The sequence below is a fragment of the Stenotrophomonas sp. YJH_SMC_110 genome, from assembly GCF_059369255.1.
The window spans coordinates 323,773-345,990 of the sequence record NZ_JCAFSM010000002.1 but is presented as its reverse complement, the minus strand read 5'-3'; the positions used below and the strand labels follow the sequence as shown (position 1 = coordinate 345,990).

Here is a 22,218-nt window from a genome sequence, read left to right as displayed (position 1 = left end):
GCTACTTGCCCTGGCCTGTGGTGCGGTTGGCATTGTTCTTCTGTTCCTGCGCGGCAGCCGCGCGTGATTCGGCGATACCCACCGCGCGTGCTGCCGCGGCCTTTTCGTCTTTCTGCAGTTCCAGCGGCTGGAACGAGCCTTCCGGCGCCAGCCAGCCACCGCTGAACCCGGCCCGCTCCAGGCCCTTGCGGATGTACGGGTTCTTCTTCATCACTTCCCAGACGAAGTCATCGCGGTAATTGGCGATCATGGTCAGGATCGGGCCCTGGTCGATGGCGATGTAGTCGCTGGCGACCCAGCCGCGATCGGGAACCAGACGACCGGTCTTGATCGGGATGTCGTAGTTGAAGCTGGGGTTGAACGAATCCAGGAAGCCGTAGCTGGAATAGATGTAGTCGCCAAAGCGCTTGTGCATCTCCAGCGTGGCCGGGATCACCTGCTCGGGGGCGAACACCACCGAGGCGATCGCAGCGGTCGGGGCGATGGTGCCGTCATCAAAGTTCTCGCGCAGGCCGGCGCCGCGCGAGGAGTAGTGGCGGAACTGGCGCTGCTCGCCGCGGTACTCCTGCGTGGTGTTCTGCGGACCATCGCTGGCGGTCAGGCCCCACACGTTCTCGCCATACTCCTTCCACTGCATCGGGTTGGCGATGGCATATTCGCGCTGGGCCAGCGCGGCCGACCGGCTGTTGAGGAAATAGGTGCTGCCGCGCTCGCGCATGTAAGCGTCCTGGATGTCGCGGAAGTCGATCCAGACGTGGCTGTACTGGTGGCCGAACAGCGGGCCGAAGGACAGGTATTCCTGGCCCTGGTAGACGCCCCAGTCGTTGTCGTAGGTACGCGTCCACACCGTCCACGCGTCCGGGCTGACCGGGTGCGTCGGCGAGCCCAGGGCGAGGATGTACACCATCATCGCCTCGTTGTAGCCCATCCAGTCGTGGTCGATGAAACCGCTCTCCGGGAACCAGCCCATCGAGATCAGCGGTGCACGCTGCTGCAGCCACGGCCAGTCGACCTTCTTGTACAACGTATCGGCGATCTGGCGGATTTCCTTCTCGCGCGGATCATCACCGTCGTAGTACGACTGCGCGAACAGCACGCCCATCATCAGCAGCGCGGTATCCACCGATGACAGCTCGACCCAGCTGTCGTAGCGACGGCCTTCCTGCATGTCCAGGAAGTGGTAGTAGAAGCCCTTGTAACCGGCCTTGCCGGTGCGCTGCGGGCCCATCGGCACGTCGCGGAAGAACTTCAGCGTGGTCAGCGTGCGGTCGATCGCCTGGTTGCGGCTGACCCAGCCGTTCTCGATGCCGATCGGATAGGCGGTCAGCGCGAAGCCGACCGAGGCGATGCTGGCGAACGGCCGCGACGGGTAGCGGTCCGGGGTCAGCCCGTTGACCTCGTTGGTGGTATCCCAGAAGAACTGGAAGGTGCGGCGCTCGATGTCATCGAACAGCGGCGGCAGCTCAGGCTTCATGGGCCGAGGCGGTGCATCGGCCTCGATCAGGATCACCGGCGGGCGCGGTTTGGCAGGTTCCTGCTGGGCCGGCTGGCAGGCGGCCACGGCCAGGCTCAGCGCTGCGGCGGACAACAGATGGCGTGCCTGCATGGCGCGGTTCCTCCGGTGGTCTGATCGATGGGAAAGCATACCGTCCAATGATCTGAAATCGTTTACAAGGTGTGTGCTTAAAAAACCACGAAAAACGTGGCCTGACACCGCGATCATTGCCCACGCCGCTGCCCCCTGGCCGGCAGCGGCGTGGGCAATGGACCGGCACGGGGCCGGCCATTGCCGTTTTCACCGATGCCGCCAGCGAGCCGGCGGCATCGGGTCATGCATCACCGCCCGGGCTTAGAAGCGGAAGCCCACTTCGGCCTTGACCTGGCGCGGCGTACCGACGATGTCGCCGGTCTCGTTGTAGCTCACCAGCAGCTTGCCGTCGCTCTTCACGTAGTTCAGGTTGGAGAAGTTGTCGAAGTTGAGCACGTTGATGATGTCGATACGCGCATACAACTCGGTATCGCCGGCCAGCTTGAAGGTCTTGGTCGCCTGCAGGTCAAGCGACCGGTAGCCGAAGATCTTGCCGCCGAGCAGGAAGCGGCCGTTGCCCCCCGGGTAGCCGGCGGCCGGGGTCGGCAGGCAGTTCGGGTTGCCGGCCTGTGCCACGCAGGACCAGTCGTTGCCCGCCACCGGGGTGGCCAAGGTCAGCTTGCCACCGAAGGTGATGCCCCAGAAGCCATCGTAGGAGCCCGTGACCACCAGACGGTGGCGCGGCGCGCCGTTGGACTTGATGTATGGGTATTCGCCGATGGTGCCGCGATCGAACGAGTAGTGCTCGTCGATGTTGCGGTTGTGGCGCGCAGTGGTCCAGGTATAGGCGATCGAGGTACCCCAGCCACTTTCCTTGGTGTACGGCTTCTGCGCAGACAGGAGGATCTGGGTAGCGCGGGTCTTGATGCCCTGCTGGCCAATGATCAGGCTGCCGAAGCCGGGGATGTTGCAACCCCACGGTTGGCCGTAGGTTGGCTTTTCGGCACCACACAGCATCTGGTTGTCGAAGAAGTTGCCGTTGCGGAAGCGATTGCCCAGGGTGTAGGCGAAGCCATCATAGGTCAGCGTGCGCGAGATGGTGGCGTCGGTCAGCCACTCCCCGATCTGGTTGCTCATGCCCAGGCTGAACTGGTCCGCGTAGGGCACCTTCAAGTTGTTGTTGAGCAGGTCCACTTCCAGGCCTTCGTTGCTGGTACTGCCCAGCAGGGCCTGCACGTTGCCGATGCCATTGAGCAGGTTCGGGTTCCAATCGAAGCACGGGTTCTGCCCGTACAGGCAGGCTCCGCTGCGCGGGTCGCGGAAGTACACGGTCGGCTGCGGCAGGGCCAGCTTGGTGGTTTCCAACGCCAGGTAGTCGAAAAGATCACGGTCGTAGGAACGACCGGCGCCACCATGGATCACATGCTGCTCGTCGGCATTGATGTCATACGAGAAGCCCAGCCGCGGCTGCCAGGCATCCTTGAATGCCTTGCGGTTGTGGCCGTTGCTGATGTAGTCGTTGATGTTCAGGCCGCTCAACGCGAGCGTCTGCGCGTAGCTCTGCCCGGCCGGTCCATGCGGATCCTGCGCATTGAGCGCGCTGACCACTTCCGGCGGGGTCACGAAGTCCAGGTAGGTCGGGTTCTTCTCGTAGTCCCAACGCAGGCCAAGGTTCAACTGCAGGTGGTCGTTGACCTGCCAATCGTCCTGAATGAACAAGCCAATCTGCGTGGTCTTCGAGCGTACTTCCGGCAACACGCCACTGACACCAGTAATCGGCTTGGTGAACTGCGCCTTGTACGGCGTATCAATGCCAAATTCCGGGTTGCCCACGGTGTAGTAGAACTGCGGGTTGATCTGCTGCGCGTCGGAGGCGTACAGATTGATCTTCTTGTACTTGGCGCCCATCTTGATGGTGTGGTCGCCAGCCCACTCCAAGCCGTCCAGGGTCAGGTTGTCTTCGATCGACCAGCCCTTCTGGCCCTTCACCTGCGAGGCGAAGGCGCTGGCACCACCGATTTCCACAATGGTGCGTTCCTGCGGGGTGTTGCCGTCGATGTCACGGCCGTCCGGCGCGGTGTACACGTAGCCGTTGCCCAGGGTCAGCGGCAGCGGGTTGTTGAACGACTTCTCGTGGGTGACCATCAGCTCGTTGTAGAAGCGCTCACCGCTGTGATTCCAGCGCAGCGCGAAACGACGGTCTGTGTTGTCAGTGACCTTGCCATGCTCCTTGGAGGTCTGGTCACTGAACTGCTGCTGATTCTCGTCACGATCCTGGACTGTGAACTCGATGCGGTCGTTGTCGGTCGGCTCGACGTCGATCTTGGCGAAGATCAGGTCCTGCTTGAACGGCTGGCTGGCCGGGCCCAGGCCGGCGGCGGCCGCCGCCGGCAGCTGCGAGGCAGCACTGGTGACCGCGCCATTCGGGGCAATGGTCACTGGCAGATCGAAACGCTTGGCTTCGTAGGTCACGAAGAAGTGGGCCTTGTCCTTGATGATCGGGCCGCCCAGCGCGAAGCCGTATTCCTTCTCCGCCGATTCTTCCTTGCTCTTTCCCGGCTGGCGTTCGGCCGGGGTCATCGCACGCATACTGTCGTTGGTGTAACGATAGAAGGTCTCGCCCTTGAACTCGTTTGTACCCGACTTGGTCGCAGCGGTGATCGCGGCGCTGGACACCTGGCCGTACTCGGCCTTGTAGTTGCCGCTGATGACCTTGTATTCGCCGATGGCCAGCTGCGGGAACGGGTTGCCTGCGCTGCCGGACTGGCCGGCCACGCCGCCGCCCTTGACGTAGCTCTTCTGGCCCACACCGTCAATGTACACGTTGGTGCCGTCGGCGTTGGTCGCACCGCCGCGCAGCGAGGTGTTGCCCTTGGCGTCACGGGTGAAGATCATGCCCGGCACCGCGTCGGCGAACTCCAGGAAGTTGCGCGACACCTGCGGGGTGGTCTGGATCTGCTGCAGGCTGACGGTCTTGCCGACTTCGGAGGTGCGCACTTCCTGCAGCAGGGTCGGCGCGACGACGTTGACGGTGTCCAGGTTGGTGGCCGCGGTCGAACCGGGGGTGCTGCTGGCGGCACCGGCAAAGTTCAGCGTCGCGGTCGAGGCCACGGTGACGGTGACCTTCTGGGTCTGGCCGTTGGCGACCACGTCATAGGTACCCGGGTCCAGGCCCATCAGCGAGTAGCTGCCGTCGGCGCGGATGGTGCCACGGCGGACGGTACCGGTGGCCACGTTGGTGGCGGTCACTTCGGTACCTGCCTGGGCGCCGGCAACCTGGCCGCGCAGGCTGGCGTTGGCCGACTGCGCCATGACGTTGGGGGCGGCGGCCAGCATCAGGCAGCTGACCAGTGCGGTGCTCAGCAGCCGGCGCGCCGGCATGCGGAAGGTGGTATGCATCATCAACTCAATCTCCGGGTGGCGGTAACCGCTTGCGCGGTCCCTGCGATCAGTCAAAAAAAAGAAGGAACGCCTCTGGCTTCAATGGCCGGATGGCGGAGTGGTGGAATCGCGAACTATCAAGCGGGGAACCAGGGTCTGCTTGTCCCCTGTCCCATCCGTGGAGGTGCCGTCCATCAACTGCATCAGACGCGTCATGGCCCGGTCGCCGAGCTCGGCGATGCTGACCTGCATGGTGGTCAGCGACGGGTGGACGAAACGCGCCAGTGGAATGTCATCGAAACCTGCCAGGGCAACATCGGCCGGCACACGGACACCAGCCTGCGTGAACGCATACAGGCAGCCCAGGGCCATCATGTCGTTGGCGGCGAACACGGCATCGGGCAGCGCTCCGGCTGCCAGCAACTCCTGACCGGCGCGATGGCCGGAAGCTTCGTCGAAATCACCGGGCAGCTCGATGCCTTCGGCGCCACTGCCAAACGCCACCAGCGCGTCACGGAAGCCGCGCAGGCGCTCGCGCGCGTCGAAGTTGAGGTCCGGGCCAGAAATGAAGGCAATGCGGCGGTGGCCGGCGTCCAGCAGGTGGCGGGTCATCGCCATCGCACCGGCGTGGTCGTCGATGCTCAGCACCGGATGGTCCTGCCCGGGCAGATAGGTGTTGATCAACACCGTCGGCAGCGACTGCGGCAGGTTGTCGGTCAGGAAGCCCGGGCTCTCGGCATAGGGCGAGAGCACCAGCAGGCCGTCGACGCGGCCGCGCATGGCACGCAGGGCGGCGCCCTGCTGTTCCTGGTCGCCGTGGTAGCTGGACACCAGCAGGTGCTGGCGGCGGTTGCGGGCCACGCCGTCGATGCCGCGCATCAGTTCGGAGAAGAATTCGCCGTACAGGTCAGGCAGCACCACGCCCACCGTATTGGTGCGGCGGCTGCTCAGGCTGCGGGCGGCGGCATGCGGGGTGTAACGCAGCCGTGCGGCCACCTCCAGCACAAGCTGGCGGACCGGTTCGGCGACATTTTCATGCCCGTTGAGCGCGCGGGAAACCGTGGCCACGGAGACCCGGGCTTCGCGTGCGACGTCTTTGATTGTGATAGCTGCCTTGTTCACGAAGCCGCCCTCCACGGCTTGGACCTACCAGCATTGGCGCGGAATGTAAGCGTTTCCATCTGGGCTTGTAAACAGTCCGTTAGGCGAATGTCCCGAAATGGACATGAAAACCTGTCCGTGGCCAGGCCCTTGCGGACCCGCCAGGACAGTGCGGGACAAGGGCTCAGCCCTGTTCTGACGGGGTATGTGCGCGGATGGACAGCGCGTGGATATCGGTGTCCATCATCGACCCCAGTGCGGCATAGACCGCGCGATGCCGGGCCAACGGAGCCAGTCCGGCGAAGCGTTCACTCACCACATGGACGTTGAAATGGCCGCGCCCGTCGCGCGCGCCGGCATGGCCGGCATGGCGATGGCTGTCATCCTCGATCTCGAGCACGCTGGGTGCCAGCGCCTGCTGCAGCGCATCACGGATCCGCTCGATCCGTTCCGCGTTCACGGCAGGACCTTGCGGAACGGGCGTACCTGCACGCGGGTGTAGACGCCGGCAGCCACGTACGGGTCGGCATCGGCCCAGGCCTGGGCCTGCGGCAACGACTCGAACTGCGCGATCACCACCGAGCCGCTGAAACCGGCCGGGCCCGGGTCTTCACTGTCCACCGCCGGGCACGGGCCGGCCAGCAGCAGGCGTCCCTCGTCGCGCAGCGCGTGCAGCCGCGCCAGGTGTTCCGGCCGCGCCTGCAGCCGCTGCGCCAGCACATCCTGGCCGTCATACCCTTCGATCACATACCACACCGGCATTTCCTCGCTTGCGTTGTCGGGTCCGCAGATTCTAGCCAATGCAGCCCCCGCCCCGGTCCGGCTGGACACTGGCGCGGCAAAGGCTTACCCTAGACTCCATTGCACGTGGCTGGATGCAGCGGCCCGTCGGTTTTTGCGGCCAACGCAGCCCCCGACGACCGTCCCGCTGCTTCAAACCGGACCACCCGGCCGGGCCACGTAGACGACCTCCCCGTAGTTCTGTCGCTGCCGTTTACCGCGGCGCGTCCCGCTGTTTGATATGTGTGGAATCGCGCCGATCCCGGCGTGTCTGGCGCCTTGGGGCTCCGTGGCGTTGGCCCGGCGAACCCGGTGCCGCGACTGGTCCGTTGCAATCCTGATCTCCATTAGATGACTTCCGAACTCGCGCTCGACGCGAACCCGCCAACCCGGCCGCCCGCCCCCCAGCAGCAGGAAATGCCGCTGGCCGTGGTGCATGGGCAACCGGTCCTGCAGATTCCGCAGGACCTGTACATCCCGCCGGACGCGCTGGAAGTCATCCTGGATGCCTTTGAAGGCCCGCTGGACCTGCTGCTGTACCTGATCCGCCGCCAGAACCTGGATGTACTGGACATTCCCGTTGCCGAGATCACCCGGCAGTACGTGGAGTACATCACCGTGATGCGCGAGCTGCGCTTCGAGCTGGCGGCCGAATACCTGGTGATGGCCGCGATCCTGGCCGAGGTGAAGTCGCGGATGCTGCTGCCGCGCCCGGTCAGCGAGGAAGGCGATGAAGCCGACCCGCGCGCCGAACTGGTGCGCCGGCTGCAGGAGTACGAACGCTTCAAGCAGGCCGCCGAGAACATCGACGCCCTGCCCCGCCAGGACCGCGATACCACCGTGGCACATGCCTTCATGCCCGAACGTGCCACGGTGAAGCTGCCGCCGCCGGTGGACCTGAAGGAAATGCTGCTGGCCCTGCACGACGTGCTCAAGCGCGCCGAGCTGTTCAGCGGCCACGCCATCAAGCGTGAGGCACTGAGCGTGCGGCAACGCATGGGCGAAGTGCTTGGACGCCTGGAAGATGGCAAGTTCTATCGTTTTGAAGGGCTGTTCACCGCCGAAGAAGGCAAGCTGGGCGTGCTGGTCACGTTCCTGGCGGTGCTGGAGCTGGCCAAGGAACAGCTGCTGGACATCGTCCAGGAAGAACCGCTGGCGCCGATCTACGTGAAGTCGCTGGCGGCCGGCAACACCAATGCCCCGCTGCAGTTCAGCAGCGAGTTCGACGACAACGACGACGACGCCAATGCAGACGAGTGAGCGCTGACTGCCGATGGATCAATCGCTGATCAACCGCATTGTCGAGGGTGCCCTGCTGGCTTCCAGCCAGCCGCTCACCCTGGCCCAGCTGAAGGACCTGTTCCCGGAAGAGGAACCGGCACCGCCGGGCAGCATCGAACGTGCGCTGGAACGCCTGCGCGAGGCCTGCGAAGGCCGCGGCGTGGAACTGGTCGAGGTCGCCTCCGGCTTCCGCTACCAGGTCACTGGCGAAGTGCATGGCTGGATCAGCCGGCTGTGGACCGAACGCAAGACCCGCTACACCCGTGCCACCCTGGAAACCCTGGCGCTGATCGCCTACCGGCAGCCGATCACCCGCGGCGAGATCGAACAGGTGCGCGGCGTGGCGGTCAGCAGCAACATCATCCAGGCGCTGGAAGAACGCGAGTGGATCCGCGTGGTCGGCCACCGCGACGTGCCCGGCAAACCGGCGCTGTTCGGCACCACCAAGGGCTTCCTGGACTACTTCGGGCTGAAGCGGCTGGACGAACTGCCGCCGCTGTCGGAGCTGAAGGACCTGGGCGAGCTGGAACCGCAGCTTGCCCTGGACCGCGATGCGCCGGCCGTCGCCGGTGCCGAGGGTCCGGACATCTCGGCCGGCGCCGATGGCGCTGCCGCGAACGATGATGCCGGCCTGGCCGGCAGTGACACCCCCGATTCCGCCGACGCAGCCCCTGCGTCGGCCACCGATGAGCAAGCACCTTCGCCCCTCGATGATGGGCACCCCGATTCCGCGCCGGGCGAGCGCGCGGTGCCCCTGAACGAACGCGAAGACAACGCCGTCGCGATGACGACCGTGGCTGTTGACCAAGCCGATTCCGAACCAGAGGCCGACCTCGAAACCGTCGGCCGGAGCAAAACTGATGAGTGACACCCCCCGTAACAAGCTCTCGCTGAAGCGCGAAGCCACCTCCGAACAGTTCAAGCTGGAAGAACGCCTGCACAAGGTGCTCGCCCAGGCCGGCCTCGGCTCGCGCCGCGCGCTGGAACAGCGCATCGCCGAAGGCCTGGTCAAGGTCAACGGCGAAGTCGCGCAGACCGGCATGTCGGTCAAGAGCGGCGACAAGATCGAACTGGATGGCCGCGGCTTCGTCGCCACCGCCCTGGCCGAGCCGTCGCGCGTGCTGGTCTACAACAAGCCGGAAGGCGAAGTGACCACCCGCGATGATCCGGAAGGCCGCCCGACCGTGTTCGAGTCGCTGCCGCCGCTGAAGGGCGCGCGCTGGATCGCCATCGGCCGCCTGGACATCAACACCACCGGCCTGCTGCTGGCCACCACCGACGGTGAGCTGGCCAACGCCATGATGCACCCGTCGTTCGAGGTCGAGCGCGAGTACGTGGTGCGCGTGCGTGCGCCGGAAGGCGAGGAAAAGGTCTCTGACGCCATCGTCGACCGCCTCACCCGTGGCGTCGCGCTGGAAGACGGCCCGGCCAAGTTCGATGAGATCGAACGCATCGGCGGCACCGATTCGCACGACTGGTTCCGCGTCGTGGTAAAGGAAGGCCGCAACCGCGAAGTGCGCCGGCTGTGGGAGTCGCAGGGCTGCCAGGTCAGCCGCCTGAAGCGCACCCGCTATGGCAAGGTGAGCCTGCCGCGCGAACTGGCCCGTGGCCATTCGGTGGAACTGGGCACCACGCAGGTTGAAGCCCTGCGCGCCCAGCTGAAGCTGGAAGAAGGCGCACCGTCGGCACTGACGCTGCAGCCGGTGATCGGCCAGCGCCGCGCGGCCAAGACCACCGTGCGCGTGCGCGAAGGTGGCCGTGGCAACGCCTACGTCAACGGCCACAACACCGCCGACGAAGGCCGCGAGCTGCGTCGTTTCGACAACGTCCGCGAAGACCGCGGCCGTGGTCGCGGCGGCAAGGGTGGCGGCTTCAAGGGCGGCCTGACGGTCAGCGGTGAAGCGGCAGCCAAGCAGTCGCAGAAGCCGTTCAAGCAGCGCGCCCAGAAGAATGATCGTTCGCTGCCGGAAGGCAATCCGGCCGCGTTCCGCACCTGGTACGTGCCGGATGGCGTGAGCACCGGCCCGAGCGGCCATCGCAACGCCGGCCCGGGCGCACGCGGCCCCGGTGCCCGTGGTCCGGGTGCAGGCGGCCAGGGCCGTCCGTACGGCAAGCCGAAGGGCCCGGGCGCAGGCGCCGGTGGCGGCCAGGGCCGTGGCGGTTTCGGCGGCGAAGGCCGTGGCGGCGCAGGCGGCCAGGGGCGTCCGGCCGGTGGCGGCAACCGCTCGCAGGGCCAGGGCAACAAGCACCCGTACGGCCATCCGGGCAACGCCCCGAGCTTCCCGTCCGACCACGCCACGCCGGGCTTCAACCCGTATGGCAGCCCGAAGCCTGCACAGGGCGCCCGTCCGGGCGGTCGCGGTCCGGGCGGTGGCAACAACCGTGGCCCGGGTGGTAACCGTGGTCCCGGTGGTCCGGGTGGCAACCGAGGCCCGGGCGGCCCCGGTGGCAACCGCGGTCCCGGCGGCCCGCGCCGCAGCGGCCCGCGCGGCGGCTGATCGGCAGCCACGTTGAAATGCAGAACCCCGGCTCCGGCCGGGGTTTTTCTTTGAAAAGGGGACGGAGGGGATTAAGTCGTTTTCGCCACGCTGTGCGTCGAAGGGCGAAAGCGACTTAATCCCCTCCGTCCCCTTTTGCGTGGCGCTGGAACGCGGCGGGCGTGGTGCCGGTCATGCTGCGGAAAAAGGCGATGAACGGACTCTCGGCGGAAAAACCAGTGTCCTGCGCAACGTGCCCGATGCGATGGCCAAGCAGCAGCAGCTCCATGGCGCGCATCAGGCGCCATTGCTGGCGCCAGGCCTGGTAGCCCATGCCGGTGTCGCGTTGCATCAACCGGCCGACCGTGCGCATGCTCAGGCCCGCACGCGCAGCGAGCTCACCCAGTTCAGGCGGCAGCTGCTCGGCCGGCGGCAGGCAGCGCGCGATGCGTGGATCGCGTGGCAGCGGCAGGTCCATCGGCGCCACCGGTGCGGCGGCGATCTCCAGCACGCACAACGCCAATTGATGGTGCGCGCGCGGCGCCCGCCAGTCATGGTCGAACGGCGCCTGCGCGATCGGTTCCAGCAATGCCTGCAGCAGGGGGCCGACGCCGATGATCGCCGGCTGCTGCGGCAGCCGTGCCGACAACGTGGCATCGAAATACAGCGAGCGGTAGTCCACGGCCTGGCGCATCTGTGCGCGATGGCGCAGGCCGCCGGGAATCCATGCCGCGCGCGAGGGCGGCAGCAGGCTGATGCGGTCGCCGAAGGTCAGCCGCGTGCAGCCCCGCCGGGTGTACAGCAACTGCGCGCGCGCGTGCTGGTGCCAACCCGAATCATGATCGGCCAGCGACGACGCGATGCCCAGCACCGGTGCGCTCCAGGCATCCGCATCGAAGTGCGCATCCGGTTGCAGCCACGCCATGTCCGATTTCATCCATTTCCTGGCCGGACCGACAGAGTGCGCCACTACGCCGGCCACCACAATACGCGGCCCTGTTTGCGGAGCACCCGCATGTCGCGTCGCCTGTTGTTGCTCACCATCGCGCTGCTGATGTTCCCCCAGTTGGCGCAGACCCTGTACAGCCCGGCCCTGGCCGACCTCGCCGGGCGCTTCGCACTGCCCCCCGGCGCCGCCAGCCAGGCCATGAGCCTGTACCTGTTCGGTTTTGCCGCCGGTGTCCTGCTATGGGGGCGGCTGGCCGACCATGTCGGTCGTCGCCCTGCCCTGCTCTGCGGCCTGGCCGTGTTCGTACTGGCTGCCTGCGGCGGCCTGCTGGCCAGCACGTTCGGCCAGGTCCTGCTGGCCCAGGCACTGGCCGCACTGGGTGCGGCGGCGGCCTCGGTGGTAACCCAGACCGTACTGCGCGATCACCTGAAGGGTCCGGCGTTGGCGCAGGCGTTCTCGTGGATCGCCATGGCGCTGGCCTTGAGCCCGGCGATCGGGCTGGCACTGGGTGTGCTGCTGGTGGACAGCCATGGCTATGCCGGCGTGCAGGCCGGCCTGCTGCTGATGGTCAGCCTGCTGATGCTCGGATGCGCAACGGGCCTGCGCGAGAGCCGCCCTGCGGAAGTCGCGCACACCCCCATGCTGCCACTGTTGTGGCAACTGCTGCGTGATCGCTGGATGTGGTCACAGGCGCTGCTGGTGATGGCGTTCAACGTGGCGATGTACAGCTGGTACGCGCTGGGCCCGTTCGTATTCGAACGCCTGCACTGGCCGCTGGCCTGGTTCGGTGCCAGCGGCGCGCTGCTGGCGCTCGGCTCGGCGCTGGGTGCATGGGGCAATGCTCGCCTGCTGCGCGCAGGCGTTACCTCCGCCACGCGCATCCGGCTCGCCGCAGGGCTGGTGCTGGCCGGTGGCCTGTTGGCTGCCTTGCTGCACAATCAGCCGGCACTGGTCGCGGCGATGGTACCGGTGGTGGCCGGGTTCGGCCTGGCCATTCCCAATGTGCTGGGCCAGGCCCTGCGCGGATACCCGCACTGCCTGGGCAGCGCCGGCGCCCTGTTCGGCCTGCTCTACTACCTGTTGATCGGCGTGGCGATGGCCGTGGTCGGCGCACTGCAACTGCTGGCGCCGACACTCATCGTGTGCGGCGTGCTTGCCCTGTGGCTGCAGCGGCCGGCACGGCTCAGCGCCGGCTGATGGTGAAGGCGGCGCCGTCCACGCCCAGATCCCAGCCCTTGCCGGTGCCGGACAGGGCCAGCGAGATGTCGCCCTTGGTCATCACCTGCGCGTTGCTGGACTTCACGGCACCCGCATGCGCGCCAACCGAGGCGTAGGTGCCCAGCAGCTCGTCGACGCTGACGGCGCCGGTGAAGCTGCCACGGCCATTGGTGATCTTCGACTTGCCCACGGTCAGGCCGCCGCCCTTCACTTCGATACGCACCGGCAGGCTGGTGCCGTTGCTGCAGCTGACCGTGCCGTTGCCGGAAGCGGTCTTGTAGATCAGTGACCAGCCGGACAGGTTGTAGCGCAGCTGGCAATCGAGGTTGCCGGCGGCGTGCGCGGCCGGGGCCAGCGTGGCAGCGGACAGGGCCAGCAGCAGGGCGAAGGGCTTGTTCATGGCAGGACTTCCAGTTCGGTCGGACTGCCGGCGAATCTAGCAGCGCGCGCGTGCACGTTGGATGCAGGCGCGCGCGCTGCGTGGCAGGCATTCAGCCGCCGTCGTGCTGTTTCAGGCCTGCTCGTCCAGATGGAAGGCATCAGCATCGAGCATCGCCGGGAAACGCGCGCGATGTGCAGCCAGTGCTTCGGCCGAAATGGTGGTGGTCACCACCTGTTCGCGTTCGCGGATCTCCACCTGCGGCTGGCCGAGGAAGTCGATCACCGCGCTGTCGCCGGCGTAGTGCAGCTGGTTGCCGTCCACGCCGACGCGGTTCACCGCCGCCACGAAGCACAGGTTCTCGATCGCCCGCGCACGCAGCAGGGTCTTCCATGCATAGGCGCGCGCCGACGGCCAGTTGGCGACGAAGATCTGCAGGTCGAAATCCAGCTGCTGCGGGCGTTCGACGTTGTAGCGGTTGCGGCAGAACACCGGGAAGCGCAGGTCGTAGCAGACCTGCGGATTGATCCGCCAGCCCTTCCATTCCACGCTCAGGCGCTCACGGCCGGCGGCATAGCGCTCGTGCTCACCGCCGTAACGGAACAGGTGGCGCTTGTCGTAGTACTGCAGGCCGCCCTCTGGCGTTGCGAACAGCAGGCGGTTGTAGACGCCGTTGCCCTCGCGCAGCTGCACGCTGCCGATCACCGCCGCGTTCAGGGCCTGGGCCTGTTCGCGCACCCAGGCCACGGTCGGGCCGTCCATGCCTTCGGCCTGGGCAATGGCCTCGTTGGAGAAGCCACTGGTGAAGGTCTCCGGCAGGATCACCAGGTCGGTGGTGCCGGCCAGCGGTGCCAGCAGCGCGCCGTAGTAGGCGCGGTTGCCGGCCGGGTCATGCCAGCGGGTGTCGCCCTGGACGAGGGAAATGCGCAGGTCCTGCATGTCCGTGTCTCCGCTCACAGCAGGCGCAGGCGTTCGATCGCCGCGTCCATGGTCGCTTCGTTCTTGGCAAAGCACAGGCGCACCAGGCGCTGGCCGGCCGGCGGAGTCTCATAGAACGGCGACAGCGGAATGGCGGTGACGCCCTTCTCGATGGTCAGCCACTTCACGAACTCATGGTCCGGCAGGTCGCTGATCGCCGAATAGTCGACCAGCTGGAAGTAGCCACCCGGGACCGGCAGCGCTTTCAGGCGGGTGCCGGCCAGCTGCTCACGGAAGCGGTCGCGCTTGGCCTGGTAGAACGCGCCCAGTTCCAGGTGGTGTTCGGGTTCGTCGCGGATCATCGCGGCGAAGCCATGCTGCGCCGGGCCGAAGCTGGTGAAGGTGTTGTACTGGTGCACCTTGCGGAACTCGGCGGTCAGCGCCGGCGGGGCGATCGCATAGCCGATCTTCCAGCCGGTGCAGTGGTAGGTCTTGCCGAAGCTGGAGATGACGAACGCGCGCTCGCGCAGTTCCGGGTAGCGCAGCGCCGATTCATGGCGGCGGCCGTCGTAGATGATGTGTTCGTACACCTCATCGGAGATCAGGTAGATCTGCGTGCCGCGCAGCAGTTCGGCCAGCGCCTGCATGTCCTGCGCCGACAGCATCGCACCGGACGGATTGTGCGGGGTGTTGACGATCAGCATGCGGGTGCGCGGGGTGATCGCTGCGCGCACGCGGTCCCAATCGACCGCGAACGTCTGCGGATCGAGCGACACATGTACGGCCCTGGCTCCGGCCAGGTCGATCGCCGGTTCGTAGCAGTCATACGCCGGGTCCAGCACGATCACTTCCTCGCCGGCACGCACCACGGCGTGGATGGCGTTGAAGATGGCCTCGGTGCCACCGCTGGTGACGGTGATCTCGCTGTCCGCATCGACCTGCGCGCCGTAGCAGTCCAGCACCTTCTGTGCGATGGCCTGGCGCAGCGGCGCCACGCCGGTCATCGGCGGGTACTGGTTCAGCCCGGCGGCCATCGCCCTGGCGGTCTCGTCGATCAGGCGCTGCGGCGCCGAAAAGTCCGGGAAACCCTGGCCCAGGTTGACCGCGCCGTGTTCGGCGGCGAGCTGGGACATCACGGTGAAGATCGTGGTACCGACCTTGGGCAGCTTGGTGGTGGGTTGCATCGGCCTGGGCTGTGGGGGAACAGACCTGCGAGTTTACGCAATCCGCGCGTCGGTAGTGCCGGCCGCCGGCCGGCAACCTCGGCTGGCAGATGGCGAAATTGCCGGCCAGCGGCCGGCACTGCCATCGGCATTCACCGCTACAATTGCCGCCGCACTCCGGCATGAAGACCTTTGCCCCTTGAACACCCCTGCATTGCTGGCTGCCAGCGGCCTGAGCTTCTCCCGCAATGACGAGCCGGTGTTCGGCCCGCTGGACTTCCATGTGGACGCCGGCGAAGCCCTGCTGGTGCAGGGCGGCAATGGCGCCGGCAAGACCACCCTGCTGCGCGTGCTGGCCGGCCTGGCCCGGCCCGGTGCCGGCCAGGTGCGGATCGACGGCAAGCCGGCCAGCAATGCCGAGCGCGCGCGCTATGTCGCCTACCTCAGCCACCTGCCAGCGCTGAAACCGGACCTCGGCACGCTGGAAAACCTGCATTTCCTGTGCGGCCTGCACGGACGGCGTGCGCGGCAGATGCCTGGCAACGCGCTGGCCATCGTCGGCCTGGCCGGTTATGAGGACACCCTGGTACGGCATCTGTCGGCCGGACAGAAGCGGCGGCTGGCACTGGCGCGCATCTGGCTGTCGCCGGCACCGTTGTGGCTGCTGGACGAACCCTATGCCAACCTCGACCTGGAGGGCATCACCCTGGTCAACCGGATGATTTCGGCGCACCTGCGCGCCGGTGGCGCTGCGCTGGTCACCACCCACGGTGCCTATGCCGCACCGCCGGTGCGCACCCGCCAGCTCGACCTCGGCGGTGCCGCGTGATCGCGCCGGGCACCGAACCGGGCCTGTGGCAGACCGCAGGCGCCCTGCTCAGGCGCGACCTGCGCCTGCTCTGGCGCCGCCGCGGCGATGCGCTGCAACCGCTGCTGTTCGCGGTGCTGGTGGTGGTGCTGTTCGCCCTGGCCCAGGGCCGCGAACCACAGCTGTTGGCCGCCACCGCCGGTGCAGTGCTGTGGCTGGCCGTGCTGCTGGCCGGACAGCTGTCGCTGGATTCGCTGTTCCGCTCCGACGCCGAGGATGGCTCGCTGGAACAATGGCTGCTGGCGCCGGTGCCGCTGGCCTGGCTGGTGCTGGTGCGCGTGCTGCTGCATTGGGCCACCACTGCGCTGCCGCTGATCGTGGTCAGCCCGCTGCTGGCCGAAATGCTGCATCTGCCGCATGACCAGCTGCCGATGTTGCTGGCATCGTTGCTGCTGGGCACGCCGTTGCTGAGCCTGATCGGTGGCGTGGTCGCCGCGCTGACCGTAGGCATCCGACGCTCTGGTATTCTCGTGGCGCTGCTGTCGTTGCCGCTGTACGTGCCGGTGCTGGTGTTCGGCGCAGGCAGCCTGGCGGCAGCCGGACGCGGACAGGATCCGGTCGGTGCGCTGCTGATGCTGGGCGCCGGCCTGCTGGTCGCGCTGGTGCTGGCGCCGCTGGCCACTGCCGCTGCAATACGTATTTCTCTGAGTTGACCGAGCTGAGAGCCAATCCACCCCTGCTGGATAGCCGCCACGCATGAATCCGATTGTCCGCTGGTTCCACCAACTCGGTTCGCCCCCCACGTTCGACCGTTTCGCTGCCCGCTGGTCGCGGGTGTTCTACCTCGCGGCGGTGCCGGTGCTGCTGGTCGGCATGTGGCAGGCGCTGCTGGTGGTGCCACCGGAAGCCAAGCAGCTGGACAGCTTCCGCATCCTCTACATCCACGTGCCCAGTGCCTGGATGAGCCTGTTCGTCTTCGCGCTGATGGCGCTGTATGCGGCCATCGCACTGGTCTGGCGGATCAAGGTCTGCGAGATCCTGGCCATGGCCTGCGCGCCGATGGGCGCCGGCTTCACCCTGATCACCCTGTTGACCGGCAGCATCTGGGGCAAGGGCACCTGGGGCACCTGGTGGGACTGGGACCCGCGCATGACCAGCGAACTGGTACTGCTGTTCCTGTACCTGGGCGTGATCGGCCTGTACCACGCCATCGAGGACCGCCGCAGCGCCGCACGTGCGGCCGGCCTGCTGGCCATCGTCGGTGTCAGCCTGCTGCCGGTGATCCGCTACTCGGTGGACTGGTGGGGCGGCCTGCACCAGCGCCAGTCGATCAACGTATTCGGTGAATCGGCGATCAGCAGCGCGATGATCGCGCCGCTGTGGTGGATGGTGATCGGCACCAAGTTCTGGTTCGCCGGTTCGGTGCTGGCCAAGGCCCGCGCCGACAATCTCGACCGCGAGGCCGGCAAGGCCTGGGTCGGCGGCCGCGTCGATGCCGGACGCCCGGCCCGGGAGGCCCAGCCATGACCCACCTGCCCTATGTGATCGGTGCCTACGCGGTGTTCGTGCTGGTGCTCGGCGCCGATGCCATCGGTTCGTGGCTGCGCCTGCGCGTGGCGCGCCGGCTGGCACTGGCCCGCCAGCAGCGCCAGCAGACCCGCGCCGGCAGGCAAGACGCAGCGGCGCCGTTGTCGACGGAGCTGGAACGATGACCCCGGTACAGCGCCGCCGCCTGGTGTGGGTGCTGCTGGCCCTGCTCGCCTCCGGCCTGGCCACCGCACTGGTGGCGATGGCACTGGAGCGCAACATCGCCTACCTGTACACGCCCTCGGAAGTGCTGCGCGGCGATGTCGATGCACAGTCGCGCTTCCGCCTCGGTGGCATGGTGGTGAAAGGTTCCTTCAACCGACCGGTCGGCTCGCTGGAGGCGCGCTTCGAGGTGACCGACGGCGACGCGCAGCTGGCGGTGACCACGTCGCGGATCCTGCCGGACATGTTCGCCGAAGGCACGGCGGTGGTCGCCAGCGGCCGCCTGCAGGACGGCACCTTCGTCGCCGACGAGGTGCTGGCCAAGCACGATGAGAAGTACGTGCCGAAGGAAGTGGCCGACAAGATGGGCGACGCCCATCGCAAGCACGACGTGCCGATGACGGCACCCGAGGTGCGCTGAGTGCTGCCCGAACTGGGTCAGATCCTGCTGCTGTGCGCGTTGCTGGCCTCGCTGCTGCAGGCCGGCCTGCCGCTGGTCGGTGCGCAGCGCAACAATACGGCGTGGATGGCGGTGGCACGACCTGCCGCGTTCGCGCAGCTGCTGCTGGTCGCCGGCGCGTTCGCGGTACTGACCGCCGCGTTCGTGCAGCAGGACTTCTCGGTGCGCTACGTGGCCGAGAACTCCAATACGCTGCTGCCGATGGTCTACCGCTACTCGGCGGTCTGGGGCGCGCACGAGGGCTCGCTGCTGATGTGGGCGCTGGTGCTGGCGCTGTGGACCGGCGCGGTGGCGCTGTTCTCGCGGCACTTGCCGGCACCGGTGCAGGCGCGCGTGCTGGCGGTGATGGGCGTGGTCAGCGTCGGCTTCCTCGCCTTCCTGATCTTCACCTCCAACCCGTTCCTGCGCTTGAACCCGGCACCGCTGGAAGGCCGCGACCTCAATCCGCTGCTGCAGGACCCGGGGCTGATCATCCATCCGCCCATGCTGTACCTGGGCTATGTCGGCTTCGCGGTGCCGTTCGCCTTCGCGGTTGCCGCACTGCTGGAAGGCCGCGTGGACGCACGCTGGCTGCGCTGGACGCGGCCATGGACCAACGTCGCCTGGGGCTTTTTGACCCTGGGCATCGCGCTGGGCAGCTGGTGGGCCTATTACGAGCTGGGCTGGGGCGGCTGGTGGTTCTGGGACCCGGTGGAGAACGCCAGCTTCATGCCGTGGCTGGTCGGTGCGGCATTGATCCATTCGCAGGCCGTCACTGAAAAGCGCGGCACCTTCGGCAGCTGGACCCTGCTGCTGGCGATCGCCGCCTTCGCGCTGTCGCTGCTGGGCACGTTCCTGGTGCGCTCCGGCGTGCTGACCAGCGTGCATTCGTTCGCCGCCGATCCCTCGCGCGGCTTGTTCATCCTGGTGTTCCTGTCGGTGCTGGTCGGTGGCAGCCTGCTGCTGTACGCGCTGCGTGCCAGCCAGCTGAGCGTGGACGCCGAGGACCCACGCCGTGGCTTCACCGCCACCTCGCGCGAGACCCTGCTGCTGGCCAACAACCTGCTGCTGGCCACCGCCTGCGCGATGGTACTGCTCGGCACGCTGTACCCACTGCTGGCCGATGCGCTGTCGCTGGGCAAGATCTCGGTCGGCCCGCCCTACTTCGGCAGCCTGTTCCTGCTGCTGATGGCGCCGATGATCCTGTTGCTGCCGTTCGGCCCGCTGGTGAAATGGCAGCGTGACCAGCCCTCGCGCGCCTTCGCGCTGCTGGCACCGTGGCTGGGCCTGGCGCTGCTGCTGGGCGCGCTGGCCTGGTGGCAGGCGCCGCAGAACGGCTGGAAGGCCGGCATCGGCGTGGCCGCTGCGGCCTGGGTCGCGCTCGGCACCGCACGCTTCGTCTGGCAGCGCCTGCGCGGCAATGGTCGCTTCACCGCCGAAATGCTCGGCATGATCGTCGCCCACGCCGGCATTGCCGTGTTCGTGGCCGGCGCGCTGCTGGTGGAGGCGCTGAACGTGCAGCGCGAAGTGGCGCTGGCACCGGGCCAGCAGCTGGTGGTCGGTCGCCACGAAGTGCGCTTCGAAGGCGTGGACCATCGCGAAGGCCCCAACTTCATCGCCGACCGCGGCCACCTGCGCGTGTTCCGCAACGGCCGCGAGCTGGCCCTGCTGCACCCGGAGAAGCGCCAGTACGCCAGCGGCGGCCAGGTGATGACCGAGGCCGGCATCGATGCACGCTTCAATGGTGACGTCTACGTGGCATTGGGCGAGCCGCTGGGCAACAATGCATGGGCGGTCCGGGTGCACATCAAGCCTTACGTGCGCTGGATCTGGCTGGGCGCGCTGTTGATGGCCCTGGGCGGATTCATCACCGCCGCCGATCGCCGTTTCCGTCGTCCGTAGGAGTTCCCATGTCCGAGTCCCCCACCCCGCGTCCCTCCCGCCCGCTGCCGCCGGTAGCCATCGTGATCGGCGTGCTGTTCTTCTTCGGCCTGCTCGGGCTGATGATCTACGGGGTGATGAAATCAGGCGATCCGCAGCGCGACGTACTGCCGTCGGCACTTATCGACAAACCGGCGCCGGCATTCACGCTGCCGGTGCTGCACGACCCGGAAATGATCGTGCACAGCGACGACCTGCGCGGCGCGCCCTACCTGCTGAACGTGTGGGGCAGCTGGTGCGCGGCCTGCCGCGAAGAACACCCGGTGCTGACCCGGTTCGCGGAAAGCAAGCGTGTGCGCGTGATCGGCTACAACTGGAAGGACGACCCGACCGACGCGCTGCACTGGCTGGAACAGCTGGGCAACCCGTTCATGGTCGTGCTCAGCGATGTCGAGGGCCGCACCGCGATCGACTGGGGCGTGACCGCCGCACCGGAAACCTTCCTGGTCGATGGCAGCGGCATCGTGCGCTGGAAGTACAGCGGTGCGATGACCCAGCGCGTGGTCGACGAGAAGCTGATCCCGGCGCTGCAGAAGATCGAGAAGGCCCAAGGCAGTGCCGGCAACACCCTGCATACGGCGCCCTGAACCCATGCGCTGGCTGCTGGCGTTGCTGCTTCTGACGCTGCCGCTGGCCGCGCTGGCCCAGCAGCCGCTGCACGACCCGCAGCCGCTGCAGTTCCGCGATGACGCCGAGGAACGCCGCTTCCATGACCTGGCCGCGCAGCTGCGCTGCGTGCAGTGCCAGAACCAGTCGCTGGCCGATTCGAACGCGCAGATCGCCCAGGACCTGCGCCGCGAGGTGCTGCAGCTGATGCAGCAGGGGCACGACGACGCACAGATCAAGCAGTTCCTGGTCGCGCGCTACGGTGAGTTCGTGCTCTATCAACCACCGTTGCAGCCGGGCACCTGGCTGCTGTGGGGTGGCCCCCTGCTGGTGCTCGGCGCCGGTGCACTGGTGGTGCTGGGCATCGTCCGCCGACGTGGACGCACCGTCGGCGCGGCGCCGGCCGGCAAGGCCGATGAAGGAGACGAATGGTGAACCATTGGCTGCCGATGCTGGCCGGGCTGGTCGCCGCACTGATGGCAGCGCTGGTGCTGTGGCCACTGCGCCAGCGCGGTCGGCGCGGTTTCGTGGTCGGCGTGCTCGCGCTGGGCGTGGCCGGTGCCTGCCTGTATCTGCTGGTCGGTGATCCGCGTGCAGCACAGGTACAGCCGACGCCGTCGGCAGCCACCCTGCGCGATGGCGTGCAGGCACTGCAGGACGCACTGGAGCGCGACCCGCAGCGTGCCGACGGCTGGGCATTGCTCGGCCGTTCGCAGGCCGAACTGGGCAACGCCGCAGCCGCGGCGGATGCCTTCGCGAGGGCCGCCGCATTGGCACCGGATGATCCGGGCGTGCTGGTGGAAGCCGCGCAGGCGCGCGCGCAGGCTGATGCCGGCAAGCAGTTCGATGACACCGCAATGGCCTGGTTGCAGCAGGCGCGCGCACAGGCTCCCGATGCCGAGCGCGCCAGCTGGCTGCTGGGCATCGCCCTGCGCCAGCGCGGAAGGAACGCCGAGGCCGCGGATGTGTGGAGCGGCCTGCTGCCACGACTGGAGCCGGGTGCCGCGCAGGCGCTGCAGGCACAGATCGCCCTCGCGCGCGAGGCCGCTGGCCAGGCGCCCGATGCTGGCGCTGCGGCGCCACCGGCGCTGCTGCAGGTGCGCGTGCAGCTGCCGGCACTGAAGAACGCCGAGTGGCCAGCCAGCACCCAGGTGTTCGTGCTGGCCCGTGCCGTCGGCGGCCCGCCGATGCCGGTGGCGGCGCGCAAGCTGCCGCTGAGCGGATTCCCGGACACGGTCGGGCTGGGCGACGGTGACAGCCCGATGCCGACCGCACCGCTGTCGGCCCATCGCGAAGTGGAAGTGGTGGCACGCATCTCGCGCAGCGGCAGCGCCAACCGCAGCGAGGACGACCTGCAGAGCGTTCCGGTGAAGGTAAGCCTGCCCCACGACGGTGTTGTGGAGCTGCGCTTCCCTTGACCTGTAGAGCCGAGCCGATGCTCGGCTGCCCGGCGCCGGCAACTCAACCGCAGCCGAGCATGGGCTCGGCTCTACAGTAGAT

At 67.5% G+C, this 22,218-nt stretch carries 22 protein-coding genes; 13 read left to right on the top strand and 9 right to left on the bottom strand.

The genetic code is table 11. The annotated features are described in order from the left end of the window. Nucleotide 1 precedes the first annotated feature (1 nt). The 5 genes from AC5P6H_RS06250 to AC5P6H_RS06230 form a co-directional block, all read right to left on the bottom strand. The gene (locus AC5P6H_RS06250) at nucleotides 2–1,606 is read right to left on the bottom strand and encodes a glucoamylase family protein (protein WP_014647750.1); all 1,605 of its coding nucleotides are present in this window, start codon (nucleotides 1,604–1,606) and stop codon (nucleotides 2–4) included. 243 nt (nucleotides 1,607–1,849) lie between these two features. Next, the gene (locus AC5P6H_RS06245; RefSeq protein ID WP_046431674.1) at nucleotides 1,850–4,930 is read right to left on the bottom strand and encodes a TonB-dependent receptor; all 3,081 of its coding nucleotides are present in this window, start codon (nucleotides 4,928–4,930) and stop codon (nucleotides 1,850–1,852) included. 78 nt (nucleotides 4,931–5,008) lie between these two features. Next, the gene (locus AC5P6H_RS06240) at nucleotides 5,009–6,046 is read right to left on the bottom strand and encodes a LacI family DNA-binding transcriptional regulator (protein WP_014647752.1); all 1,038 of its coding nucleotides are present in this window, start codon (nucleotides 6,044–6,046) and stop codon (nucleotides 5,009–5,011) included. Nucleotides 6,047–6,194: 148 nt separating this feature from the next. Beyond that, a complete protein-coding gene (locus AC5P6H_RS06235) occupies nucleotides 6,195–6,470 on the bottom strand; it encodes a BolA family protein (RefSeq protein ID WP_014647753.1) in 276 nt (91 codons plus the stop codon). Beyond that, on the bottom strand, nucleotides 6,467–6,766 hold the full coding sequence (locus tag AC5P6H_RS06230; protein ID WP_014037825.1) for a YciI family protein: 300 nt from the start codon (nucleotides 6,764–6,766) through the stop codon (nucleotides 6,467–6,469). Before AC5P6H_RS06230 ends, AC5P6H_RS06235 begins: the two co-directional genes overlap by 4 nt. A gap of 375 nt (nucleotides 6,767–7,141) precedes the next feature. Here AC5P6H_RS06230 and AC5P6H_RS06225 point away from each other — a divergent pair, with 375 nt between their 5' ends. The 3 genes from AC5P6H_RS06225 to AC5P6H_RS06215 are packed head-to-tail and all read left to right on the top strand — an operon-like array spanning nucleotide 7,142 to nucleotide 10,569. Next, on the top strand, nucleotides 7,142–8,050 hold the full coding sequence (locus AC5P6H_RS06225) for a segregation and condensation protein A (protein ID WP_014647754.1): 909 nt from the start codon (nucleotides 7,142–7,144) through the stop codon (nucleotides 8,048–8,050). A gap of 13 nt (nucleotides 8,051–8,063) precedes the next feature. Further along, nucleotides 8,064–8,939 carry an SMC-Scp complex subunit ScpB gene (gene scpB, locus AC5P6H_RS06220; RefSeq protein WP_053495349.1) on the top strand — a complete coding sequence of 292 codons (876 nt, stop codon included), beginning with the start codon at nucleotides 8,064–8,066 and terminating at the stop codon, nucleotides 8,937–8,939. Beyond that, nucleotides 8,932–10,569, top strand: coding sequence for a pseudouridine synthase (locus AC5P6H_RS06215; RefSeq protein WP_495202396.1), 1,638 nt, complete (start codon nucleotides 8,932–8,934; stop codon nucleotides 10,567–10,569). Before scpB ends, AC5P6H_RS06215 begins: the two co-directional genes overlap by 8 nt. Nucleotides 10,570–10,684: 115 nt before the next feature. Here the strand turns inward: AC5P6H_RS06215 and AC5P6H_RS06210 are convergent, their stop codons facing one another. Next, nucleotides 10,685–11,473 (bottom strand): AraC family transcriptional regulator, encoded by a 789-nt coding sequence (locus tag AC5P6H_RS06210; protein ID WP_049442508.1) that lies wholly within the window; start codon nucleotides 11,471–11,473, stop codon nucleotides 10,685–10,687. Between the two features lie 90 nt (nucleotides 11,474–11,563). Between AC5P6H_RS06210 and AC5P6H_RS06205 the strand changes: the two genes are divergently transcribed. Continuing rightward, nucleotides 11,564–12,694 carry an MFS transporter gene (locus tag AC5P6H_RS06205; RefSeq protein ID WP_495202395.1) on the top strand — a complete coding sequence of 377 codons (1,131 nt, stop codon included), beginning with the start codon at nucleotides 11,564–11,566 and terminating at the stop codon, nucleotides 12,692–12,694. Here the strand turns inward: AC5P6H_RS06205 and AC5P6H_RS06200 are convergent. The 3 genes from AC5P6H_RS06200 to AC5P6H_RS06190 all read right to left on the bottom strand — a co-directional run bounded on the left by AC5P6H_RS06200 (nucleotide 12,681) and on the right by AC5P6H_RS06190 (nucleotide 15,196). Continuing rightward, a complete protein-coding gene (locus tag AC5P6H_RS06200; RefSeq protein ID WP_241887528.1) occupies nucleotides 12,681–13,115 on the bottom strand; it encodes a hypothetical protein in 435 nt (144 codons plus the stop codon). The genes AC5P6H_RS06205 and AC5P6H_RS06200 overlap by 14 nt on opposite strands. 111 nt (nucleotides 13,116–13,226) lie before the next feature. Continuing rightward, nucleotides 13,227–14,033 carry an amidohydrolase gene (locus tag AC5P6H_RS06195; RefSeq protein WP_241887527.1) on the bottom strand — a complete coding sequence of 269 codons (807 nt, stop codon included), beginning with the start codon at nucleotides 14,031–14,033 and terminating at the stop codon, nucleotides 13,227–13,229. A gap of 14 nt (nucleotides 14,034–14,047) precedes the next feature. Then, on the bottom strand, nucleotides 14,048–15,196 hold the full coding sequence (locus tag AC5P6H_RS06190) for a pyridoxal phosphate-dependent aminotransferase (RefSeq protein ID WP_032960092.1): 1,149 nt from the start codon (nucleotides 15,194–15,196) through the stop codon (nucleotides 14,048–14,050). Between AC5P6H_RS06190 and ccmA the strand changes: the two genes are divergently transcribed. Genes ccmA through AC5P6H_RS06145 form a run of 9 tightly spaced genes read left to right on the top strand, consistent with a single transcriptional unit; the run spans nucleotide 15,150 to nucleotide 22,136 of the window. Then, on the top strand, nucleotides 15,150–16,004 hold the full coding sequence (gene ccmA / locus AC5P6H_RS06185; RefSeq protein ID WP_495202394.1) for a heme ABC exporter ATP-binding protein CcmA: 855 nt from the start codon (nucleotides 15,150–15,152) through the stop codon (nucleotides 16,002–16,004). The two genes, AC5P6H_RS06190 and ccmA, sit on opposite strands and share 47 nt — an antisense overlap. Next, a complete protein-coding gene (gene ccmB, locus AC5P6H_RS06180; protein WP_014647762.1) occupies nucleotides 16,001–16,696 on the top strand; it encodes a heme exporter protein CcmB in 696 nt (231 codons plus the stop codon). Before ccmA ends, ccmB begins: the two co-directional genes overlap by 4 nt. 43 nt (nucleotides 16,697–16,739) lie before the next feature. Beyond that, on the top strand, nucleotides 16,740–17,510 hold the full coding sequence (gene ccmC / locus AC5P6H_RS06175) for a heme ABC transporter permease CcmC (RefSeq protein ID WP_032960090.1): 771 nt from the start codon (nucleotides 16,740–16,742) through the stop codon (nucleotides 17,508–17,510). Continuing rightward, nucleotides 17,507–17,695, top strand: a complete 189-nt coding sequence (gene ccmD, locus AC5P6H_RS06170) for a heme exporter protein CcmD (protein WP_005410342.1) — start codon at nucleotides 17,507–17,509, stop codon at nucleotides 17,693–17,695. Before ccmC ends, ccmD begins: the two co-directional genes overlap by 4 nt. Then, nucleotides 17,692–18,153, top strand: a complete 462-nt coding sequence (ccmE, locus tag AC5P6H_RS06165) for a cytochrome c maturation protein CcmE (protein WP_075076334.1) — start codon at nucleotides 17,692–17,694, stop codon at nucleotides 18,151–18,153. Before ccmD ends, ccmE begins: the two co-directional genes overlap by 4 nt. Beyond that, nucleotides 18,154–20,073, top strand: a complete 1,920-nt coding sequence (locus tag AC5P6H_RS06160) for a heme lyase CcmF/NrfE family subunit (protein ID WP_495202393.1) — start codon at nucleotides 18,154–18,156, stop codon at nucleotides 20,071–20,073. A gap of 8 nt (nucleotides 20,074–20,081) precedes the next feature. After that, a complete protein-coding gene (locus AC5P6H_RS06155) occupies nucleotides 20,082–20,699 on the top strand; it encodes a DsbE family thiol:disulfide interchange protein (RefSeq protein ID WP_495202392.1) in 618 nt (205 codons plus the stop codon). A 4-nt stretch (nucleotides 20,700–20,703) separates the two neighbouring features. Beyond that, nucleotides 20,704–21,153 (top strand): cytochrome c-type biogenesis protein, encoded by a 450-nt coding sequence (locus AC5P6H_RS06150; RefSeq protein ID WP_049405998.1) that lies wholly within the window; start codon nucleotides 20,704–20,706, stop codon nucleotides 21,151–21,153. Next, nucleotides 21,147–22,136 carry a tetratricopeptide repeat protein gene (locus AC5P6H_RS06145; RefSeq protein ID WP_495202391.1) on the top strand — a complete coding sequence of 330 codons (990 nt, stop codon included), beginning with the start codon at nucleotides 21,147–21,149 and terminating at the stop codon, nucleotides 22,134–22,136. Before AC5P6H_RS06150 ends, AC5P6H_RS06145 begins: the two co-directional genes overlap by 7 nt. Nucleotides 22,137–22,218: the final 82 nt, after the last annotated feature.